This is a genomic window from Streptomyces sp. NPDC037083 (assembly GCF_055606485.1).
On the sequence record NZ_JBVJSQ010000010.1, the window covers coordinates 283,614 to 303,198 of the forward strand.

A 19,585-nucleotide genomic window follows, 5' to 3' on the forward strand; every position below is an offset into this window, starting at 1 on the left:
AGAAGACTGCCTCACCGGGACGCGAGGTTCCACGCAGGACGTGAACACCCGGACGAACGACGTGAACACCGCGACGAACGACGTGAACGACGGGAGGAACGACCTGAACGACGGGAGCGGAACTCTCGTATGAAAGGGGAGGGAATGCGAGAAACAGGCAGCAGGCAGAACACGGAAGCCGGAGGTGCCCGACCCGTGGCCATCGCCAAAGCGGCCCCGCACGACGAGGACATGCGCGGGGACCGGCCGGAGCCGTCGCCCGCGCCGCCCGACCGGCCCGACCGGACCGCCCGTCCGAGTTCGCCCCTCGTGCTGACCATGCTGCTGCTCCTGATGGTGCTGCTGCAGAGCCCGATCCGCCGCGCGCTGTCCGCGCCGGTGATGCAGAGCTGGATGACGGTGTTCGTGGCGGTGGTGGTCCAGGCGCTGCCGTTCCTGGTCGTGGGGGTGCTGCTGTCCGCGGCCATCGCCGTCTACGTGCCGCCCTCCTTCTTCGCCCGTGCGCTGCCCTCGCGCCCCGCGCTCGCGGTGCCGGTCGCCGGGGTCGCGGGCGCGGTGCTGCCCGGCTGCGAGTGCGCGTCGGTCCCGGTGGCCGGCGCTCTGGTCCGGCGGGGCGTGACCCCCGCCGCGGCCCTCGCCTTCCTCCTGTCCGCCCCGGCGATCAACCCGATCGTGCTGACGGCGACGGCAGTGGCCTTCCCGCGCGACCCCGAGATGGTGCTGGCCCGGTTCGCGGCCAGTCTGCTGGCGGCGTGCGCCATGGGCTGGCTGTGGCAGCGGCTGGGCCGCACGGACTGGCTGCGCCTGCCCGCCCACGCACCGCACGAGGGGGAGACGAAGGGAGCCGCGTTCTGGGACTCGGTCCGCCACGACGTGATGCACGCGGGCGGTTTCCTGGTGGTGGGCGCGATGGCGGCGGCGACGCTGAAGGCCGTCGCCCCGGAGAGCTGGCTGCGCACGGCGGCGGACAACCCGGCGGTGGCCGTGCTGACCCTGGCGGTCCTCGCGGTGGTCCTCTCCATCTGCTCGGAGGCGGACGCGTTCGTCGCCGCGTCCCTGACGCAGTTCTCCCTCACGGCCCGGCTCGCCTTCCTGGTGGTCGGCCCGATGATCGACCTCAAGCTGTTCGCGATGCAGGCGGGAACGTTCGGCCGGGGCTTCGCGCTGCGCTTCGCCCCGGCGACCTTCACGCTGGCCGTCGCGTCGGCGCTGCTCACCGGGTGGGTGCTGCTGTGAACCGGCACTCCCAGTCGGCCGTCCTCTTCCTCCTCGGCGCGGCCCTGCTGCACGCCGGCACCACCGACCTGTATCTGCGTTACGTCAAGGCGGGCCTGCGGCCCCTGCTGCTGGCTGCCGGTGCGATCCTCGTCGTGACGGCGCTCGCGACGGCCCGCTACGAGCGGCGCAGGGCGAAGGAGCGCAGGCCGGACGCCCACTCCCACCCCGAACCCCGGGTCTCCTGGCTCCTGATCCTGCCCCTCCTGGCGCTGATCCTGGTCGCCCCGCCGGCCCTGGGCTCGTACAGCGCGACCCGCGCCGGCACGGCCCTGCAGGAGCCGCTCGCCTATCCCTCCCTGCCCGCCGCCGATCCCCTCCCGCTGAGCGTCGTCGACTACGCGGGACGGGCCGTGTACGACCACGGCCGCACCCTCGCCGGCCGTCGGATCCGGCTGACCGGCTTCGTGGCCCTGGACCGCGACGGAACCCCCTATCTGGTCCGCATGGCCCTCAACTGCTGTGCCGCGGACGCCCAGCCGGTCAAGGTCGGCCTGACCGGCAACATCCCCCCGGTCCTCCAGCCGGACGCCTGGCTGACGGTCACCGGCGCCTACACCCCTCGCGTCACCCGCGACCCGGTCAACGACGGGCCGATCCCCTTCATCGAGGTCACCGAGGCCAAGCCGGCGCCGACGCCACGGGACCCCTACGACGAGTCCTGGAACAACTGAGTCCCGGAGCAGCCGAGCCCCGGAACCGCCGAGTCCTGGACCGCCGCGCCCCGGACCGCCGAGCCCCGGAACCGCCGAATCGTGCGACAGCTGAGGCGTGGGATCAACTGAGGGCTCACGGCGGATCACGATCGGTGCGGCAGGGCCGCCGCCGTAAGCGATCGGCCCGGTTAAGCCTTCCTCAACCTCTGGTGGCCGGGCGGTGAGCGCCCCATGATGGGGCCATGACGGCGGCCTCGCGTGCCATGGCACGACTGGCGATCTGGCCGGACCTCGCAGAGGGCCGGCCCAGTTGCGGCACCGGCCGGGCACTTCGCTCGGGCGTGGTCGAGATCGTGCACTTCCACTCCGACCGGAGTGTCGACCTGCATCTGACCACCAAGGCGATCCGCCGTTTCGAGCGGGACCTGAGACACTCCACGGCCATCCGGCTGCTGCCCGGATCGTCCTGGGTCACCGTGCACCTGGAGTGCGAGACGGACATCGACCTGCTCATGACACTCGTCAGCGCCGCTCTGCAGGCCCACCAGAGGCATCCCGACGCCGACGACGCGCCCCTTCCGCGGTGCAACGACCACCGGGAAGCGGCGCTCACCCGCCAGAGCGTCGGCGGTATGTGAACTCCGTTCACGCCAGGGCCCGTTCAGCCGTCCGCCCGTGGGCTCCTTCGTCGACCCACGACGGACTGGTTAGCTGACGGACCGTCAGATATGGTCGGTGGCAACGGAACACGTGCCGACGCAGAAGGGGTGAGTGCCATGGCGGCCGACCCGGACCGTTCGACCCGAGCTCCACACGCTCCGCAGCCCCCGCCGGGCGCACCCCGCTGGGTGGCGATGTTCTACGACCCGTCCTCGGCGTCCTGGCGGTCGGCCGCCGAATCCCCCGACCGCGCCCCCGTGTTGTATGCGATCGGCGAGATGACGCAGGTCAGACGAGCCAGGGGCGACGACGTGACCGTCGTCCTGTGGGGTCCGGACGGCGGCGGGTGGCAGCGCTTCGACCCGGCCGCGGCGGACGCCGCCGACGCCCTCGCGCCCGAGCCCGCCGTCCCGCCGCCGGACGACGGGCCCGCGCGGGCCGGCCACGCCAGGCTCGCGGAACGCCTGGAGGACCGCCGCCACCAGGTCCTCATGACGGGTCTGGGCAAGGCGGGCCTCTACGACCTCGCGCCGGACGACGTGACGGCTGTACGGACCCTGGTCGACCGCGTCGACGAGACCACGCTGCGCCGGGTCGCCCACTGGATGGCCGTGGCGGGCAGGCCGGTTGAGTGACCGGCCCGACGGGCAGTCAGGTCGTATGAGAGTGTCCGTGGACCCAGAGGTGTGTTACGGCTCCGGAGAGTGCGTCCACCGTGTGCCCTCCGTCTTCACCACGGTGGACGGGCTCGGTGCCGTCCTACCCGGGCGCGAGGACACGGGCGAGGACCCGCAGGTGCGGGCCATGGCCGAGAGCTGCCCGTCGCAGGCCATCGTCCTCGGCCGGGGCGGGTCCTAGAGCCTGTCCGGGGCCGGGTGGCTCCAGCGGAAGGACTCCAGCGCCCGCGCCCTGGCCTCCACCACCGCCATGCGCACCGCGCGCTCCTCGGGGTCGACGTGCGCGGGGCGGCCCGTCACCTGGCCGTCCCACTTGCGGTAGAACAGCCCGACCTCGGCCGAGAACCAGCCGCGGCTCACCGCGCCGAGCGCCAGCAGTAGGCCGGTGTCCTCGGACGCCGGCAGGGCCATCCAGCCGCCGAGGGCAAGCAGCAGGTCCCGCCGGACGAAGAGGCTCGCGGGGTGCACCGGTGCGCGGAAGTCGTTCCTCTTCCAGTGGTCGAGCACGGCCCCCCGCTCTATGGGGCCCTCGGCGGGATCCCCCGCGAAACCGACCGTGGAACCGTCCGGCAGGAGGTCGAGGGTGCGGGAGGTCGCCCAGCCGAGCCCCGGGTCGCCTTCCAGGGCGGCCAGGTCGCGGGCGAGGGCGCCGGGCGCGAGCCGGTCGTCGGCGTCGAGGACCTTCACATATGCGCCCTCGGTGTGGGCGAGCGCCATCGTGCGGGCCACTCCGGGCCCGCCCGGGCGTCCCTGACGGAAGGTCACACGGTTGTCGTCGGGCACGTGCCGCACGACCTCGTCGGTCGTACCGTCCTCCTGGATCACCCAGTGCCACTCCCAGCCTGCGGGCAACTCCTGTGCACATAAAGACTGGTGAGCCTCAGTCAGGTACCGGGCGGAAGGGGCGTGCACGGCGGTGACGACGACGACGCGCCGGCGCACGGCGGCACTCACCGCCCTTCCGCACGGGCGGTGGACGGCGGCTCCGTGCGGTCACCGGGGAGCGTGGCCTCGGGGACGTTCACCGCTTGGGCCCGGAACTCCAGTCTCGCGGAGGCGAGGCGGGTGTCGTCATCCGCCGCTCCCGCCGCTCCCGCCGCTCCCGTCGCGGCACGGGCGGCCTCGGACCGACGGGCCCGGTCCTTCTCCCACTGACGCCGGTCGTCGTCTCGGACCGGGATCACTTCGTAGGTCATGGGCACGCCAACACCCTACGGGCTGCGGGCTCCTGGGCAGCGAAACGCCCGGTCGCTGGCGACGGGGGATGCACCAGCGACCGGGCTATGGCCAAGGCTAACAAGGCTGCTGGTCCGGCGGGAGCCGACTTCTCACCTGCCCCGCCGTTGTGACGGGGATCACTCCCCGAGGCCGGTTCCGTCGCCGCCCCGCTCACTCCTCGCTCACTCCTCGCAGGGAGGCTCGTAGGACAGCCGGGGCAGGTACTCGTGCCACTCCTGCGCCGTCAGCACGCCTCGGGTGGTCGCACAGATGCGGTCGATGGCCTCGTCGACGTCCAGGTCCCACAGCCGTACCGTGTCGACGCCGCTGGAGACGCCCAGCAGATGGCTGCGCGAACTGAACGACAGGAAGTTGCCCGTCTTGGCGTTGGGGCTCATCGACTGGCCGATCGGGGAGGCCCCGCCCGGGTCGGCGACGTTCCACAGCCGGACGGTGTTGTCGTTGCCGCCGCTGGCGAGCGTGTCGCCGTCCCGGCTGAAGGTCAGCGACACGACCGCCTCGGTGTGACCGGTCAGGGGCGAGCCGCGCCGGCTCGCGTCGGCCGGGTCGCCGACGTCCCAGAGCCGGACGCTGTCGTCGTCGCTGCCGCTGGCCAGCGTGTGGCCGTCCGGGCTGTAGGCGAGCGCGTTGACCGGCCCGGCGTGCCCGGTCAGCGGCGAGCCGAGCGCGGTGGCGTGCCGCGGGTCGGCCACGTTCCACAGCCGCACGGTGTGGTCCGCGCTGCCGCTGGCCAGCGTGCGGCCGTCCGGGCTGAAGACGAGCGCGTTGACGAACCCCCGGTGGCCGGTGAGCGGGACGCCGAGCGCGCTGACGTGCGCGGGGTCGCCGACGTCCCACAGCTGGATGGTGCGGTCGTCGTAGGCGGTCGCCAGCGTGCGCCCGTCCGGGGCGAAGGCCAGCGCGTCGGGGCCCATGAACCGGGTGCGCAGCTCGACGGGCGGCCCGGCGGACACCGGCCGGGCCGGGTCGGTGACGTCCCACAGGTGCACCGCACGGTTGGCCGTCAGCACCGCGAGCGTACGGCCGTCGGGCGAGAACGCGAGGGTGCGCTCGCCGCCGTCGCCGGGCATGAAGGGCGCGCCCAGCGTCACGGGCCGCCCAGGATCGGCCACGTTCCACAGCCGGACCCGGCCGTCGCGGGCGGCCGTCGCGAGGACCCGCCCGTCCGGACGGAACGAGCCGCTGCGGCCGATCATGTCCGACGCCGGGACCGACCACAGCCGCACCTTGCCGTCGCCGCTGCCAGTGGCGAGAGTGCGGCCGTCGGGGCTGAAGCCGACGGCGTACATCTCGCCGCTGCTGCCCGCGAGCGGTTCGCCGACCTGGGAGGGGTAGGCCGGGTCGCTCACGTTCCACAGGCTGGCCGTGCTGTCGGCGCTGCCCGCGGCGAGCAGGGTGCCCGAGGGGTTGAAGGCCACCGACCACACCGGGCCGGTGTGCCCGGTGAGCGGCGCGCCGAACTGGGCCGCGCGCCGGGGATCGGCGACGTTCCACAGCCGGACGGTGTCGTCCGCGCTGCCGCTGGCGAGCGTGTCCCCGTCGGGGCTGAAGGCCAGCGAGTGCACGGTGTCGGTGTGGCCGGCCAGGGCCGTGCCGACCGGCTTCGCACGGCGCGGCACCGTCGTGTCCCACAGCCGGATCGTGTTGTCGTCGCCGCCCGCCGCCAGGGTCCGGCCGTCGGGGCTGAACGCCACCGAGCGCACGGCGGCGGTGTGCCCGGTGAGCGGCGCGCCGAGCGCGACCGGCCGGTCCGGCTCGGTCATGTCCCACAGCCGCACGGTGTGGTCCTCGCCGGCCGAGGCCAGGGTCCGCCCGTCCGGGCTGAACGCGAGCAGGTAGATCGTGCCGGTGTGGCCGGTCAGGGGCGCCCCGAGCGGACGCGGATGAGCGGGGTCGCGGACGTCCCACAGCCGGACGGCGCCGTCGTCGCCGGCACTGGCAAGGGTGGCGCCGTCCGGGCTGAACACCGCGCTGCTCACCCAGCTCCGGTGACCGGTGAGGGGCTTGCCCAGCGGCCGGGGGCGGGACCGGTCGGCGACGTCCCACAGCCGGACGGTCCGGTCGTAACTGGCGGTGGCCAGCACCCTGCCGTCCGGGCTGAACGAGGTGAGGTAGACGGCGCCGGTGTGCCCGAGCAGGGGCGTGGCCAGCGGCGCGTTCACGATCGAGATCAGCCGGTTCCGCGTCCCCTGGTCGTCCGGCCGCAGGCGGTGCGCCACCAGGTCGAGCTGCGCGGACAGCGACGGATCCGTGTACTGGACCCGGTCGGCCTCCGCGACCACCTGCTCGAACACGGCGTCGTTGCGCTGCTGCCACGCGATGACGGCCGCGCTGACGGCGAGGACGGCGAGCACCACCAGCGCCGACACCGCGCCCCTGCTGAGCAGCACCATGCGGCGGCGCAGCCGGACCGACGCGGCCAGGAACTCCACCGCGCTGCGGGTCAGGAAGGTGTCGCCGGCGGACTTCGCCCAGCCGCGCGCCTGCTCCAGCCGGGAGCCCCGGTAGAGCAGCGCCGAATCGCGGTCGGAGTTCTCCCAGGCCCGCCCGTCCTCCTCCAGCCGCTGGCGCAGCAGATGATCGCCGCGGCCCTCCTCGATCCAGTCGCGCAGCCGCGGCCAGGCGTGCAGCAGGGCCTCGTGGGTGATCTCCACGGTGTCCGCGTCCAGTGTCACCAGCCGCGCGCGCACCAGCGCCTCGAGCGACTCCTCCGTCTTGCCGGGGTCGGCCGACTCCTGCGCCAGCTGCCTGCGCGTGCCCCGGCGCCGGGTGGCCTGGGTGTCCTCGCCGAGCCGGACCAGACGCAGCAGAAGCAGCCGCGCCGCTGTGCGGGCCGCCGGGTCGAGCCCGGACCAGGCCTGCTCGGCGGTGGCCGCCACCGCGCCCTGGATTCCGCCCGCCGCGCGATAGCCGGCCAGCGTCAGACGCCCCGCCTTCCGGCGCTGCCAGGTCGCGAGCAGGGCGTGCGACATCAGGGGAAGCACCCCGGCGTGCGCCCCGCGCGGGCCGTCGGCGCTCACCTCCCGGATGATCAGCTCCGCCAGCCCCGGTTCGAGCTCCAGCCCCACGGCGCGGGCCGGGCCGGTCACCGCCTCCCGCAGCTCCGGGGTGGTCAGCGGCCCCAGCACCATGTGCCGGTGCTGCAGCGCGTCGGAGAGCTCGGGGTGACTGAGGCACTGCTCGTAGAAGTCGGCGCGAACCCCGAGGACGACGAGGACGGGGGGCGCCGCGCCCGGCGCGGTCGGCGCGTTCGGATCACCGGGTGCGTCCGTCTCACTGGTCTCCGGTGTCTTCGGCGTTTCCGGCGTTTCCGGGGTGCAGGCGGCGTGCAGAAGCTGGACGAACGCGCGCCGGTGCGCCTCGTCGGGACAGAGAGTGAACAGCTCCTCGAACTGGTCGACGATGATCACCGCGGGGGCGGTGGGGGCGGTGGAGGTGCCGGGGGCGCTCGGGGCGCTCGGGGTGGGGCTTGCGGTGGATCCGGTTGGCGGATCGGTGTCGGCGGGGGTGGCGGGGAGACCGGCGGCGGGGCCGGCCGCGGAGGACGACTCCGCGCGCGTAGACCCTTGCGGTGCCGACCCCTGTGGTGCTGACCCCTGTGGTGCTGACCCCTGTCGTGCCCACGCCGTAAGCGCCTCGCGCACGGCGCCTGCTGGGTAGGCGGCCCTCGCTCGACCGGCGGTGAGGTCGGCGAGCCCGGCGTCGCGGCGGACACGATCGGAGAGTTCGTCGAGTTGGGGGATGTGCCGGGAGAGCTCGCCGAGTGGATCGGCTCCGGGCACGAGCTGCAGCACCTCCGCCGCCTCGCCGCCGTCGCCCCCGCCCAGCGCGCCGTTCTGCAACGCGGGCACGAGCCCGGCGCTGAGGAGGGAGGACTTTCCGGCCCCGGAGGCGCCGACCAGCATGACCAGGCCCCCCGTCCGCCGGGCCGCGCGTAACTGGGCGACGAGTGCCTCGGTGCTCCGCTCACGCCCGAAGAACCAGCGGGCGTCCTGCTCCCGGTAGGAGGCGAGCCCCCGGTACGGGCAGACGCTCCCGGGGACGCCGGGCCCCTCGGCAGAGGTCCGGTCCTCGGTCGCGGACCGCTCCTCGACCGGATCGGCCACGGCCTGCTCCCACAGCCGCTGCCACTGCGCGAGGTCGTAGAGACCGGGGGAGACCGGGACGGGACGCGAGCGACGCGCCTCGGGTATCAGGACCTGCAGCACCGCGGCGAGGGCCGCAAACTGAGCGGGAACGTTCTTGGCCCGCCGCCAGTCGCTGATCCGCTGGGCGGACACCCGCACGGGCCGTCCGCGCTCGTCGACCCGCTGCAGTCGGACGACCGACTCGGACACGCGCTTGAGGGGAGGATTGCCGGCCTCCCTGTACAACAGCGCGAGCCGCTCCGCGAAAGCTGTGCGTGCCCCCGAGTCGGGACTCAAGGCCTCCACTCCTTTCTTCCCCCACACCTGGAATCCGGACCGGAAAAACCACTTTATATGCCTGACCTGCGGTGAAGCAGTGGACCGGACGCCGTGCCCTCCTCGCGCAAGGCCTCACCTGGCAGGATCCCGAAACAGAAGCGCACCGACCGGGCGCGGTACGGCGACTGCGGTAGCGGTACAGCCGACCGATCCGCCCGCAGCGCGAACCGCGCCGTCTCGACGCGGTCGACGCCGTCCGCACCGTTCGTCACCGGTCCGCACGAGGGGAGGGACCGGAGCCGAACGGTGCGGCGAGCGAAGATCCGGCCCTACCTCCAGCCGACGTCACCCGCGTGACCAAGAGAACGCGCGCCACAACAACACGCACGCGTCCCTTGAGGCGGCACAAGGACCACCGACGGACCGCGCTCAGGCGGCGCTCCGAGGTCCGAGGTCTGAGGGCCGAGTTCTGAGGGTCTGGGGCCGAGGGCTGGGGTGCTGAGGTCTGGGGTTCTGGGCCTGGGGTTCTGGGGCCTGGAGCCGGCATCCGGGTCGGCGAGAACGACTACGGGGCCAGGCCTGCGCGAAGGCGGTCCGCCTCTCCGACGGCTGACGTGGGTACGCGGGCGGTACACGACACCGCGCCGGACACGACACCGCGAGGGCGACAACACCGCGAGGGGCACGACACGGGGCGAGGGCACAACACGGCGCGAGGGCACGACACCGCGGGGGGACACGACACCGCGCGCCAAGGGCACTCCCAGCCGACGTCTCCGCCGAGGTCCCCACCGACGTCTTCGCCGAGGTCCCGACCGACGTCTTCGCCGCCGCGTGTTCCTGCACTGCGTTCATGGCCGGACGGCCCATGAGGCGGGGTCCGCTCAGGAAAACCCGCCTGAACGGCCGTGAACGTAGCCGACTGAGCTAGCTCGCCCTGCGGCGGGACGTGCTCACGTCCGAGCCGGATGCGTGCGCATCTTCGGCCGGGAAAGAGGCCGGGTCAGAGCCCGGGAAGGTCTCGTCCTCCCCGAAGTCCGGGGCCTGGAACGGGTTCGTAGTCGGAGGCGGCGATGCCGTCACGGCGTGCGTGAGAGCCCCCTCCGGAGCGGAGAACAGCAAGGTCAGGTCTATGAGAGGTCTCCCATTCGATTCAGGCCCGGGAAAGGGCCTGGCGTGCCGTGACCGGGCACAGCGGTTCTACAGCTTGCTCATCTTGGAGTACGGACTCAAGATCCGCTGTTGCCCGGAACCGAAATCCACGAGCGCCGCGATTCCGTCCTCGATGCCGATCACCCGGCCGAGTCCGTACATGTCGTGGGTGACCTGGTCACCCACGGCGAAGTGCTTGGGAGGTGGCGCGACCGGTGCCTTGAAAGGGCTGGTAGGCAGGTAGCGCTTCTGTGCAGCTGGCTTTGTCATTGTCTCCAGTATGGCCTGCACCCGCCGGTTCGAGGCAGCCGTCCGCGTGCGCTCTTCGCCACGGCCCGCGCCCGCGGCCACCGCTCCCGCCCCGGGAATCCGCAGTCACCCGCCCCTGACCTGGGACTTCGCCCCGGCCGAAAGGTGGGCGCCCCGACAACTTGATGCCTCGTTTACTTCGACTACTTCCGCTGATTTTCTGCATCCGGCGCACTTGTGGCAGGAGTACCCGGCCGGGAGGGCGCCCGCGGGGGCCAGATTTCACTTCGCGGACGGAGCCACTCCCTCGCGCGGAGCGACCCCTTACTGACAGGCTCGGACCCGTGACGTACGTAGTGACCGTGGACACCTGCATCCCGGAGGGCATTCCGGAGATGGATCCGCTTCAGCGTGCCGGCGCCGTGGCGCTGATCGAGGACGGCTTCGACTCCGTCCGGGCGGTCGAGGGGCCGGACGGCGTGCAGGTCGACCTTCTCGACACCATCGTGTCCGTCCACCCGGGCGGCGCCCTCCTCAGGGTCGTCGTGGACGCTCCGGCGCTGGAGTTCGCCGAGGACTCGGTGCAGGTGCTCGTGGACGAACTACTGGAACGAACCGAGCTGTTGGCCGACTGGACGATCGAGCGGTGCGAGGTCGAGCTGCACCAGGACAGGGCCAGGGCGAGCCTGGACGCGGCCGACGGCCCGGACGCCCCGCCCGACGACCCCGCCGCACGCAAGGCCCGCCACACCGCGGCCCCACCCCCGGAAGCCGCCGAGGACGGTCACGAGGCCGGGGAGACGACGACGGCCGTACGCACCCGCATGCTCGCCCTGGCCGACGAACTGCGCTCCTTCCCCCTGGCGATCTTCGGAAGGGGAGGCGACGAGGCCGGGGACGCCGAGGACGATCCCGGCGACGCCGGACGCGACACGGACGAGAAGGACCGGAGCGCCAGACTCGCCGCCGGCGCGCTCGTCTACGCGACCGACATCCTGGTGACCGAGTTGTTCGAGGACATGCAGGTCCTCGTCCAGGAGGACACGACCGTCGCGGAGTGCGAAGGCCCCCTGTGGCACCTGGAGCGCCTCCCCGACCGCTACGCCCTCCAGTACGACGCCGGCTTCGCCCGCCGCTTCCTGGTGACGGTGATCGCCATGACCACCCGCTTCACCGACGGCAGCTTCCGGCGCCCCGGCTGCGTCGCCGAGGAGCTCGCCCTGAGGTTCCTGCTCCACCAGGCGACCACGACCCTGGAACTGCACGGCCTTCTCGACGACGAGGTGTCGGCCGCACTCGACGCGTTCACGGACAACGTGTACGAGGACATGGACCACGAGTGGCTCTACGACGACCCGGCCGACGACACCGACGAACCCCCCACCGCAGCCGCCCTCGCGCCCCCCACGGCCTTCAGATCCTGGTTCACCCCGTTCGACGACACCAGACACCTCCATCCCCCCACAGCAGACGCACCAGAGGGAGCCCGCTGACCCAACCACCCGGACACCGCCGGACGTTCAGCGGCCCGGGCCGATGCGGTCGAGACGGCGAACGAGATCCCCGACAGTCGGGACTGCACCGCGCTCAGGACGGGAGTCATGCCGCCGACTTCACCTCGACGCGCCACCGTTCGCCGTGTCACCCTGAGGGCGGGCGTATGCCGACGGCCGCGGCTACCTGTCCCTGCTCTCGACGCTCTCGACTTCGCTGTCGGCCTGTCCGGTGGGCGGTCGGCCGCTTCCCTGACGCCATGCGGAGTAGAGGATCGCCACGGCCGAGGCGACTCCGATGATCTGGTCGGACGGAAGCCCCAGCGCGATCAATGTCACCACCGCCACGACGATGGTGACGAGGGCGCAGAGTTCGGCGGTGCGATGGCGCATCAGATGCCTTTCACGAGCTGAAGTTCAGTGACGTGGCCAGCTTTCTGGGGCGCACCCCCGGGTCGGAAGTTCGATCTTTTGATCAACTGGATCAACTGCGATACCAGGACGATCTAATCCGGGGGGATCATGGAGAACGGGCGCAGGCGAGGGCATCCGTGGGCAGCGCCCGACAGGGGCCTCGCGTCCACCGTGTTGCAGCAGACCGGTGTCGCGTCGCCGCGGTGTCCCGCAGCAAGCTTCTTGCCTCGGTTCAGTCGGCCGTGGCCGGGCCGAACCAGGCGCTGAGGGCGGTCCGGAGGGCGGCGGGGTCGGGGGTGGCGCCGGCGTGTGCGGTCCAAGCGACGTGGCCGTCGGGGCGGATGAGGAGCGCGGCGGGGGCGGGAGTCTCGTCGACCGGCCAGACGGGCCAGTGGTCGGCCGTGGACCGGGCCTCGACGAGGTCGACGCGATCGGCCCAGCTCTCGGCCGTGGCCGCCAGTGCGGTGTCACCGCGGAGGTCGAGCAGCACGGGGCGCGCGGTGTGCAGCAGTTCGAAGACGCGACGCCGGCCGTCCCCGGTCTTCAGATCGACGTCGGGGACCCGGCGGCCGGTCAGCGGGTGGTCGTCGCTCATGGGGTAGCGGAGGTCCAGTGCGGTGATCATGCCACCCAGGTGCCGGTTGACGTCGTCGTATTCGATGAGCGAACGGAGTACGTCGCGCAGCGCGTCGGTCTGCGGGCCCGGACGCGTCAGCGCCGCCTGTGCCCGGGTGTTGTGCAGCACCCGTTCCGCGACCGGATACCGCTCGGCGTGGTAGCTGTCCAGCAGGATCTCCGGCGCCCGGCCGTGCACCACCGAGGCGAGTTTCCAGCCGAGGTTGACCGCGTCCTGGACCCCCAGATTCAGTCCCTGGCCACCTGCCGGGAAGTGGATGTGAGCCGCGTCGCCCGCCAGCAGCACCCGGCCTTCCCGGTACCGCTCGGCCTGCCGGGCCGCGTCGCCGAACCGGGAGATCCAACGGGGGCTGTGCATGCCGAAGTCGGTGCCCGCGATCCTCAGCAGTGACTCCCGCAGCTCCGCGAACGTCACGGGTTCCCTCTGGCCGGCGACACGGCCGTACTCCGTGGTGATCACCCGGTACCAGCCCGGCTCAAAGGCGAACACCGAGAAGTCACCGGCCGTTCGCCGCTGCATGAACAGCGATTCGGCGGGCGGATCGGCGAGTTCGACGTCGCCGAGCAGCGCGGTCACTGTCGCCGGGGTGCCAGGGAAGCCGATGTCGGCGAGCTTGCGCACCGCGCTGCGCCCGCCGTCGCAGCCCACGAGGTAGCGGGCGCGCAGTGTCGAACGTAAGCCCTCCGGTCCGCCTACTTCGACCTCGACATCGGAGTCGTGCTGTCGGATTCCCGTCACCTCGGACGACCAGCGCACCCGTACACCGAGCTCGGTGGCCCACTCCTCAAGCAACCGCTCGATGTGGGACTGCAGGAGCACCAGCGACCGGGGATGCCTGGTCTCGAACTGGTCGAAGTCCAGCCACAGCCCCGAGAAGTGCCCTATCGGGCGCGGTGTGCCGGCCGCCAGGAAGCGTTCCAGGACGCCCCGCTGGTCCAGCACTTCCATGGTCCGGGCGTGCAGCCCGCCGGCCCGCGACTCACCGGTCCGCGCGGCGAGCCGGTCGGCCACCACCACGTCGACCCCCGCCAGCCGTAGTTCGCAGGCCAGCATCAGGCCCGTCGGACCGGCTCCCGCGATCACCACATCCGTGTCCTTCTTTGCGTCGTTCATCCGTATTTCCCCTGTTCCGGTTCGGCTTCCAGTCCGCCGTCTCTAACGGCGTTAGAGACTCTAACGCCATTAGAGAGTGTCCCTAACGGTGTTAGGGTGTCAAGTGCCCGGGAAGGAGGGGGCGGGATGAAGATCAACTCCGAGGTGATCGCCCGTACGGCGTTGCGACTGCTCGACGCCGTCGGCCTCGACGGGCTCACCATGCGCCTCATCGCCCAGGACCTCGGCGTACGAGCCCCCACCCTCTACTGGCACGTCAAGAACAAGCAGGAGCTGCTCGACGCCATGGCCACCCTGGTGTACGTCGAGGCGGCCGAGAGGCTGGAACCACCCCGCGACGGCTCCTCCTGGGAGGACTGGCTCGCCGACTGGGCCCGCCACCTGCGTCAGGCGATGCTGAGCCATCAGGACGGAGCACGCGTCCTCGCCGGCACCTACGTGAACCACGAGACCGTGCACCGGGCGGTGGAGCTGAACCTGCGAACCCTGCGGGATGCCGGCTTCACCCTCACCGAGGCGGCACGCGGTTTCCCGGTGGTCCTGCACTACACCATCGGCCACACCATCGAGGAGCAGGCCCACACCAGCGCGGCGTACGGCGACGACAACCCCTACGCCCCCGAGCGGCTCGCCGCGATGATCGATGCCGAACGCTTCCCCCTCACCGCCCAGGCGTCGAGCGACCTGCTCGGTATGGACGGCGACGTCGGCTTCGAATACGGGCTTCGCATCGTCGTTCTCGGTCTGCGCGCCGCCAGGGAGGAGCGGGAGCGCGGCTGACCCGGGGTCGGGCGCGCCTGCCGGGCCCGGCGCGTCAGCCAGTCGCGGCGCTTGAAGACGATGTACAGGCCGACGCGGACCAGGGCCCATCTCGGCCGAAGGGAATGCCCATCATCACCGGCAGACTCCGCCCCCGCCGACGGAACTTGCCATGTCGGCCTCCCGCGGCGCGTACGGTCCGATGCGGCCGGAAGAGCCGGCCGGCCTTCGCCGCAGAGGCGTCGACCTCGACAACCTGCGCGTCTGCGTCCGCCTCGCCGAGCAGGAGCGTGGGAAAGGGGCGCCGCGTCCAGGGCGACACCAAGTCCGGGGCGGGCACAGTAAGTCCGGGGCGGGCAATGCGGCCATGGAGCACTGGCTCCGCGCTGTCTCGTGCATCGGTGCCAGACGCGGCTGTTGTGTGGCGACGCCGTCCGGGGTCGTTGATGTCAGAGGAACGGCACCGGCACTCGGCAGGAGTGCAAGCGCAAGCACCCGCCTGGGGTCTCAGGCTTGTCATCCCTGCCGGGACACGCCATGAGTTGGCGCGGCTGCCCTTCACCCGCCTTCCGGTGCCGAGAAGGCTGCGGCCCGGCAGGTCAGAGGCTCACCGGGACAGGAGGCTCGTATTGCTTCGATGATCTCCCACAGGGGCAAGAGCCACGGACGTGAACCTGGACACGGGGGAGCTGCACATCCGTCATCAGCTTCAGCGGATCCGCCGGCGTCTCCTGCACACCGACACGGCCAAGACGGAGGCGTCGGAGGCTGTGCTCCCGCTGCCGGACATCTGCCTGACCGCCCTCCGGCTCCGCCAGAAGGAACAGCAGGCGGCGACGGAGCGGGCCGATGATCTCTGGACGGAATCGGACACGGTCTTCACCACCCGCTACGGCACCCCGGTCGAGCCGAGGAACTTCACCCGCGAGTTCGACCGCCGCTGCGAGCGCGCCGACGGCCGCCGTATCCGCGTGCACGACACCCGACACACCTGCGCATCGCTCTTGGCCGCGCTCGACATCCACCCGCGGATCGCGATGCAGATCCTTCGCCACTCCGAAATCGCGGTGACGATGGAGGCCTACACCACGTACCTTCCGCCGACACCCGCCGACACCCGCCGAGCGCTCCGCAAGCTGGGAAAGGCACTGGGCGGCGGCAGCAAGCCGCCGGGGAACGGGCCGGACGCTGAGGCCAGCCCGCCGGGGTCAGGAACGGATGAACGCGAGGATGTCCGGGTTGAGGACCTCCGGGTGCGTCGACAGCATCCCGTGCGGATAGCCCTCGTAGGACTTGAGGGTCCCGTTCTTCAGAAGCTTGACCGTCAGGGGTGCCGAGTCGTCGTACGGGACGACCTGGTCGTCGGTTCCGTGCGCGACGAGGACGGGCACCTCGATCTGCCGCAAGTCCTCGGTGAAGTCGGTCTCGGAGAACGCCGCAACGCACTCATAGTGCGCGTTCGCCGCGCCCATCATGCCCTGGCGCCACCAGTTGTCGATCAAACCCTGCGACACCTGCGCTCCGGGACGGTTGAAGCCGTAGAACGGCCCCGAGGGAATATCAATGAACGACTGAGCCCGGTTGCCGGCAACGCCCTCACGGAAGCCGTCGAAGACCTCCATCGGCAAGCCGCCCGGGTTGGCCTCCGTCTTCAGCATCAGCGGTGGCACCGCGCCCACCAGGACCGCCTTTGAGACACGGCCGGGCTTAGCGCGGGCGACGTAGCGGGCGACCTCGCCACCTCCGGTGGAGTGGCCGATGTGCACGGCGCCCCGCAGGTCGAGTGCGTCGGTCAGGGTGGTCACGTCCGCGGCGTAGGTGTCCATGTCGTGGCCGGTCGCGGTCTGGGTGGAGCGTCCGTGGCCACGGCGGTCGTGGGCGATGACTCGGTAGCCCTGCGCCAGGAAGAACAACATCTGATTGTCCCAGTCGTCGGCGCTCAGCGGCCACCCGTGGTGGAAGACGATCGGCTCCCCATCCCGAGGACCCCAGTCCTTGTAGAAGATCGTGGTGCCGTCGTCGGTCGTGACCGTACCCATCGCAGATCCTCCGCTTGTCGAGGCGCACCCCAGCCACGGAGCAATGGGTGGGGGGCACGCGGAACTTCACGCCCAGCGGGCGCGGTCCGGATGTATGCCCACATTACGCCCTGTCCCTGCGGGCCACATCCGCAGCTTGTAGACGTCCGCCAAGCCTCAGAGATCCTCTCAACTGGCTTGATCGTTAGGCTGGCGGCCGTAATGCTGCCACTGCGGCATGGCATCCATCCTCCTCAACCCACCACTTGCCCCAGCTCCCATCCAGACGGGATGGGAGCACCCCACGCACGCCCCGGCCGGCACCCGCGAACGGCGCCCCCGCCATCTCGAAAAGACCCGTTGTACGCGGCGTTCGTACTCGCCATCGCCATGGGGCTGCGCCGGGGTGAACTCGTAGGTCTGCGCTGGGCTGAGTGGACCTAGACAAGCGCGTCCTGTACGTCCGCCAGCAGATGCAGCGGCGGCGCGGGGTCCTGTACATGGACGGTATCTTCGGCACCGATCCGCGGCGGCCGTAGCTGTCGTAGTCACGCAGCCAAGCACTCAGGAATCGATAGTCACGCAGTTAGACACGCAGCAATGCCAGAGGGCCCTTACCGATTCGGTAAGGGCCCTCTGGCATTGCTATTTAGCTGTCGGGGTGGCGGGATTTGAACCCACGACCTCTTCGTCCCGAACGAAGCGCGCTGCCAAGCTGCGCTACACCCCGATGTCGCTGCTTGTCCTGCTTGTCGCGGCGACGTCGTTTACTTTAGCCCACTGGTGGCTGGAGACGAAATCCGGTTTTGGCGCGGTGGGTGAGGGGGTCCGGCCGGGCGTGGTCGAGGACCACGAGCAGGATCGCGAGGGCGTAGAAGCCGAGGCCGAGGAGGAGAGCGTTGGCCAGGACGTGCTTGTATCCGTGGGCCTCGGCGTCGAGGAAGGGGTAGAGATAGCGGCCTGCCCTGCCCTCGGCGATCAGCTGGGCTCGGGCCAGGGAGAACCCCAGGTAGGCGACGGGGTAGAGCATCCACGTGGCCGCCCGGCGCAGGCGCATTCCGCCCGGGGCCGTCAGTAGCAGCCAGTCCAGGACGGCGGCCACCGGGGTCACGGTGTGGAGCAGATGCCCGGCGACCAGATGCCAGCCCGTGGGGGCTGTCGTCGTGCCGGTCACCGAGAACGGGACGGTCGCGTCGGCCAGGAACAGGTGGTAGACCAGGCCGGTAATCATGACGTAGAGCAGCGCGGCGCCCGTCAGGGCTGCGGGGAGCGGACGGCGGGCGGCCCAAGCGCGGCGGGCGGACAGCAGCATGACCAGGGCCAGCAGGATGTTGCTCTGGATCGCGAAGTGGCTCAGGACCCGCAACGGGCTGCCGAGCATGAAGGCCAGCGTCACCCCCGCCGCCGCCGTGCAGGCCAACAGCAGGCGGAGCACGGCAGCCAGCGGACGGCGTGCGGGCGCCACCACCGCTGAGGCGGGGACGGAGGAGAGCAGAAGCGCGTGGGTCCGCGGAATCGCGGGCAGATCCGGGATGTCCCTGGGTATCGGCGCGGTCATGCCCTCACGCTAGGCAAGAGTGACATAAGGGGCGATACGGGTGGGCTGTTCGGGGGATGGCAACATCCGGACCCCGCACGCCGGTACATCGGCGGTCCCTGGGCGCTTCTTCGGTGATCCGGGAGGCCTCGTCCGCCTCCGGCCCCCGGACCGCGGCCCTCGGCCCTCGGGGTCCCGGTCCCTCGCCTCCCGGCCTCCCGCTTCCCGGCCCCCGGCCTCCCAGCCCTCCGTCCCCCTACTCCTTCTCCACCAACGTCAGCAACGTCACCTCCGGCGGGCAGGCGAACCGGACCGGGGTGTAGCGGTTCGTGCCGCAGCCTGCTGAGACGTGGAGGTAGGACGTACGGCCCTCCGCCGTGTGTGTGGACAGGCCCTTCACCCGGTCCGCGTCCAGGTCGCAGTTGGTGACCAGGGCGCCGTAGAAGGGGATGCACAGCTGGCCGCCGTGGGTGTGGCCGGCCAGGATCAGGGGGTAGCCGTCTGCCGCGTAGGAGTCCAGGACGCGCAGGTACGGCGCGTGCACCACGCCCATCGAGAAGTCGGACGACGCCGACGGGCCGCCGGCCACCTTTGCGTAGCGGTCACGCTTGATGTGCGGGTCGTCCAGGCCCGTCAGCTCCACCGACGCGCCCTCGATCTTCAGCACGCCCCGGGTGTTCGTGAGGTTCAGCCAGCCGGCCGCGTCGAAACCGTCGCGCAGGTCCTCCCACGGGTTGTGGACGACGTCCACCGCGGGCGGGTTGCCGTTCAGGCCGTGGCGGCCCTGGACCTTCTCGAGGAGGTAGCGGGCGGGATTGCGCAGCTTCGGGCCGTAGTAGTCGTTCGAGCCGAAGACGTACGCGCCGGGGAACTCCATCAGGGGGCCGAGCGCGTCCAGGGTCTCCGGCACAGCCTCCGTGTCGGACAGGTTGTCGCCCGTGTTGATCACGAAGTCGGGGCGCAGGCCGGCCAGCGAGCGCAGCCAGCGCTGCTTCTTGCGCTGGCCGCCGACCATGTGGATGTCGGAGACCTGCAGTACGCGCAGGGGACGCATGCCGGTGGGCAGGACGGGGACCGTGACCCGTCGGAGGCGGAAGGAGCGGGCCTCGAACCCCGCCGCGTACACCAGGCCGGCGGCGCCTGCCGCCGCAATGGACAGTGGAACTCCGTATCGCGCGCGCATGCGTCCATCGTGTCAGACGTCGTCGGCCGCAGCCGACGCCGCTTCCCGCTGCCGTCCGCCAAGTGCCGTTCCTCCTTGCCCCTTGGGGGCTCTCCGTCCACCCCCCTTTAAATGAAC

The 19,585-nt window shown here is 71.4% G+C and carries 16 protein-coding genes, 1 tRNA gene and 2 pseudogenes; 9 read left to right on the forward strand and 10 right to left on the reverse strand.

The annotated features are described in order from the left end of the window. Nucleotides 1-195: 195 nt before the first annotated feature. From ACZ7DE_RS26640 to ACZ7DE_RS26660, 5 genes are all read left to right on the forward strand, one after another. Entirely contained in the window at nucleotides 196-1,236 is a 1,041-nt protein-coding gene (locus ACZ7DE_RS26640; RefSeq protein WP_470765383.1) for a permease, read from the forward strand. Beyond that, nucleotides 1,233-1,949: a TIGR03943 family putative permease subunit gene (locus tag ACZ7DE_RS26645; protein WP_470765385.1), complete on the forward strand. Its 717-nt coding sequence runs from the start codon at nucleotides 1,233-1,235 to the stop codon at nucleotides 1,947-1,949. Before ACZ7DE_RS26640 ends, ACZ7DE_RS26645 begins: the two co-directional genes overlap by 4 nt. Nucleotides 1,950-2,173: 224 nt before the next feature. Then, nucleotides 2,174-2,569, forward strand: coding sequence for a luciferase domain-containing protein (locus tag ACZ7DE_RS26650; RefSeq protein ID WP_470765387.1), 396 nt, complete (start codon nucleotides 2,174-2,176; stop codon nucleotides 2,567-2,569). A 138-nt stretch (nucleotides 2,570-2,707) separates the two neighbouring features. After that, nucleotides 2,708-3,226: a hypothetical protein gene (locus tag ACZ7DE_RS26655; RefSeq protein WP_470765388.1), complete on the forward strand. Its 519-nt coding sequence runs from the start codon at nucleotides 2,708-2,710 to the stop codon at nucleotides 3,224-3,226. A 25-nt stretch (nucleotides 3,227-3,251) separates the two neighbouring features. Beyond that, nucleotides 3,252-3,449: a ferredoxin gene (locus ACZ7DE_RS26660; RefSeq protein ID WP_470765390.1), complete on the forward strand. Its 198-nt coding sequence runs from the start codon at nucleotides 3,252-3,254 to the stop codon at nucleotides 3,447-3,449. On the opposite strand, the gene ACZ7DE_RS26665 is transcribed toward ACZ7DE_RS26660, so the two are convergent. From ACZ7DE_RS26665 to ACZ7DE_RS26680, 4 genes are all read right to left on the reverse strand, one after another. Then, entirely contained in the window at nucleotides 3,446-4,222 is a 777-nt protein-coding gene (locus ACZ7DE_RS26665) for a glycosyltransferase family 2 protein (protein ID WP_470765392.1), read from the reverse strand. The two genes, ACZ7DE_RS26660 and ACZ7DE_RS26665, sit on opposite strands and share 4 nt — an antisense overlap. After that, nucleotides 4,219-4,464 carry a hypothetical protein gene (locus tag ACZ7DE_RS26670; RefSeq protein WP_470765393.1) on the reverse strand — a complete coding sequence of 82 codons (246 nt, stop codon included), beginning with the start codon at nucleotides 4,462-4,464 and terminating at the stop codon, nucleotides 4,219-4,221. The genes ACZ7DE_RS26665 and ACZ7DE_RS26670 overlap by 4 nt, the downstream gene beginning before the upstream one ends. A gap of 204 nt (nucleotides 4,465-4,668) precedes the next feature. Then, nucleotides 4,669-8,940: an nSTAND1 domain-containing NTPase gene (locus ACZ7DE_RS26675; RefSeq protein ID WP_470765395.1), complete on the reverse strand. Its 4,272-nt coding sequence runs from the start codon at nucleotides 8,938-8,940 to the stop codon at nucleotides 4,669-4,671. Nucleotides 8,941-10,113: 1,173 nt separating this feature from the next. Further along, on the reverse strand, nucleotides 10,114-10,335 hold the full coding sequence (locus ACZ7DE_RS26680; RefSeq protein ID WP_470765397.1) for a hypothetical protein: 222 nt from the start codon (nucleotides 10,333-10,335) through the stop codon (nucleotides 10,114-10,116). A gap of 323 nt (nucleotides 10,336-10,658) precedes the next feature. Between ACZ7DE_RS26680 and ACZ7DE_RS26685 the strand changes: the two genes are divergently transcribed. After that, nucleotides 10,659-11,807 carry a hypothetical protein gene (locus ACZ7DE_RS26685; protein WP_470765398.1) on the forward strand — a complete coding sequence of 383 codons (1,149 nt, stop codon included), beginning with the start codon at nucleotides 10,659-10,661 and terminating at the stop codon, nucleotides 11,805-11,807. Between the two features lie 183 nt (nucleotides 11,808-11,990). On the opposite strand, the gene ACZ7DE_RS26690 is transcribed toward ACZ7DE_RS26685, so the two are convergent. Both ACZ7DE_RS26690 and ACZ7DE_RS26695 read right to left on the reverse strand, forming a co-directional pair. After that, entirely contained in the window at nucleotides 11,991-12,200 is a 210-nt protein-coding gene (locus ACZ7DE_RS26690; RefSeq protein ID WP_470765400.1) for a hypothetical protein, read from the reverse strand. A gap of 253 nt (nucleotides 12,201-12,453) precedes the next feature. Next, nucleotides 12,454-13,971 carry an FAD-dependent monooxygenase gene (locus ACZ7DE_RS26695; protein WP_470765402.1) on the reverse strand — a complete coding sequence of 506 codons (1,518 nt, stop codon included), beginning with the start codon at nucleotides 13,969-13,971 and terminating at the stop codon, nucleotides 12,454-12,456. Nucleotides 13,972-14,097: 126 nt separating this feature from the next. On the opposite strand from ACZ7DE_RS26695, the gene ACZ7DE_RS26700 reads away from it, so the two are divergent. Next, complete coding sequence (locus tag ACZ7DE_RS26700) at nucleotides 14,098-14,751, forward strand: TetR/AcrR family transcriptional regulator C-terminal domain-containing protein (protein ID WP_470765404.1); 654 nt, start codon at nucleotides 14,098-14,100, stop codon at nucleotides 14,749-14,751. 647 nt (nucleotides 14,752-15,398) lie between these two features. Continuing rightward, nucleotides 15,399-15,809, forward strand: a pseudogene (locus ACZ7DE_RS26705) (tyrosine-type recombinase/integrase); the annotation flags it as partial. Nucleotides 15,810-15,938: 129 nt separating this feature from the next. Here the strand turns inward: ACZ7DE_RS26705 and ACZ7DE_RS26710 are convergent. Next, nucleotides 15,939-16,769, reverse strand: coding sequence for an alpha/beta fold hydrolase (locus ACZ7DE_RS26710; RefSeq protein ID WP_362031999.1), 831 nt, complete (start codon nucleotides 16,767-16,769; stop codon nucleotides 15,939-15,941). A gap of 324 nt (nucleotides 16,770-17,093) precedes the next feature. On the opposite strand from ACZ7DE_RS26710, the pseudogene ACZ7DE_RS26715 reads away from it, so the two are divergent. Beyond that, nucleotides 17,094-17,254: pseudogene (locus tag ACZ7DE_RS26715) on the forward strand (tyrosine-type recombinase/integrase); the annotation flags it as partial. Nucleotides 17,255-17,404: 150 nt separating this feature from the next. Here the strand turns inward: ACZ7DE_RS26715 and ACZ7DE_RS26720 are convergent. The 3 genes from ACZ7DE_RS26720 to ACZ7DE_RS26730 form a co-directional block, all read right to left on the reverse strand. After that, nucleotides 17,405-17,478 (reverse strand) — tRNA-Pro (locus tag ACZ7DE_RS26720). A gap of 42 nt (nucleotides 17,479-17,520) precedes the next feature. After that, entirely contained in the window at nucleotides 17,521-18,306 is a 786-nt protein-coding gene (locus ACZ7DE_RS26725) for a Pr6Pr family membrane protein (protein ID WP_470765406.1), read from the reverse strand. 235 nt (nucleotides 18,307-18,541) lie between these two features. Then, nucleotides 18,542-19,468, reverse strand: a complete 927-nt coding sequence (locus tag ACZ7DE_RS26730) for a metallophosphoesterase (protein WP_470765407.1) — start codon at nucleotides 19,466-19,468, stop codon at nucleotides 18,542-18,544. Nucleotides 19,469-19,585: the final 117 nt, after the last annotated feature.

What these genes read in the sequence shown, in the direction of transcription:
- ACZ7DE_RS26650 (WP_470765387.1), top strand. Translation starts at nt 2,174, where the DNA reads ATGACGGCGGCCTCGCGTGCCATGGCACGACTGGCGATCTGGCCGGAC.
- ACZ7DE_RS26655 (WP_470765388.1), top strand. Translation starts at nt 2,708, where the DNA reads ATGGCGGCCGACCCGGACCGTTCGACCCGAGCTCCACACGCTCCGCAG.
- ACZ7DE_RS26660 (WP_470765390.1), top strand. Translation starts at nt 3,252, where the DNA reads ATGAGAGTGTCCGTGGACCCAGAGGTGTGTTACGGCTCCGGAGAGTGC.
- ACZ7DE_RS26670 (WP_470765393.1), bottom strand. Translation starts at nt 4,464, where the DNA reads ATGACCTACGAAGTGATCCCGGTCCGAGACGACGACCGGCGTCAGTGG.
- ACZ7DE_RS26680 (WP_470765397.1), bottom strand. Translation starts at nt 10,335, where the DNA reads ATGACAAAGCCAGCTGCACAGAAGCGCTACCTGCCTACCAGCCCTTTC.
- ACZ7DE_RS26690 (WP_470765400.1), bottom strand. Translation starts at nt 12,200, where the DNA reads ATGCGCCATCGCACCGCCGAACTCTGCGCCCTCGTCACCATCGTCGTG.
- ACZ7DE_RS26695 (WP_470765402.1), bottom strand. Translation starts at nt 13,971, where the DNA reads ATGAACGACGCAAAGAAGGACACGGATGTGGTGATCGCGGGAGCCGGT.
- ACZ7DE_RS26700 (WP_470765404.1), top strand. Translation starts at nt 14,098, where the DNA reads ATGAAGATCAACTCCGAGGTGATCGCCCGTACGGCGTTGCGACTGCTC.
- ACZ7DE_RS26710 (WP_362031999.1), bottom strand. Translation starts at nt 16,769, where the DNA reads ATGGGTACGGTCACGACCGACGACGGCACCACGATCTTCTACAAGGAC.
- ACZ7DE_RS26725 (WP_470765406.1), bottom strand. Translation starts at nt 18,306, where the DNA reads ATGACCGCGCCGATACCCAGGGACATCCCGGATCTGCCCGCGATTCCG.
- ACZ7DE_RS26730 (WP_470765407.1), bottom strand. Translation starts at nt 19,468, where the DNA reads ATGCGCGCGCGATACGGAGTTCCACTGTCCATTGCGGCGGCAGGCGCC.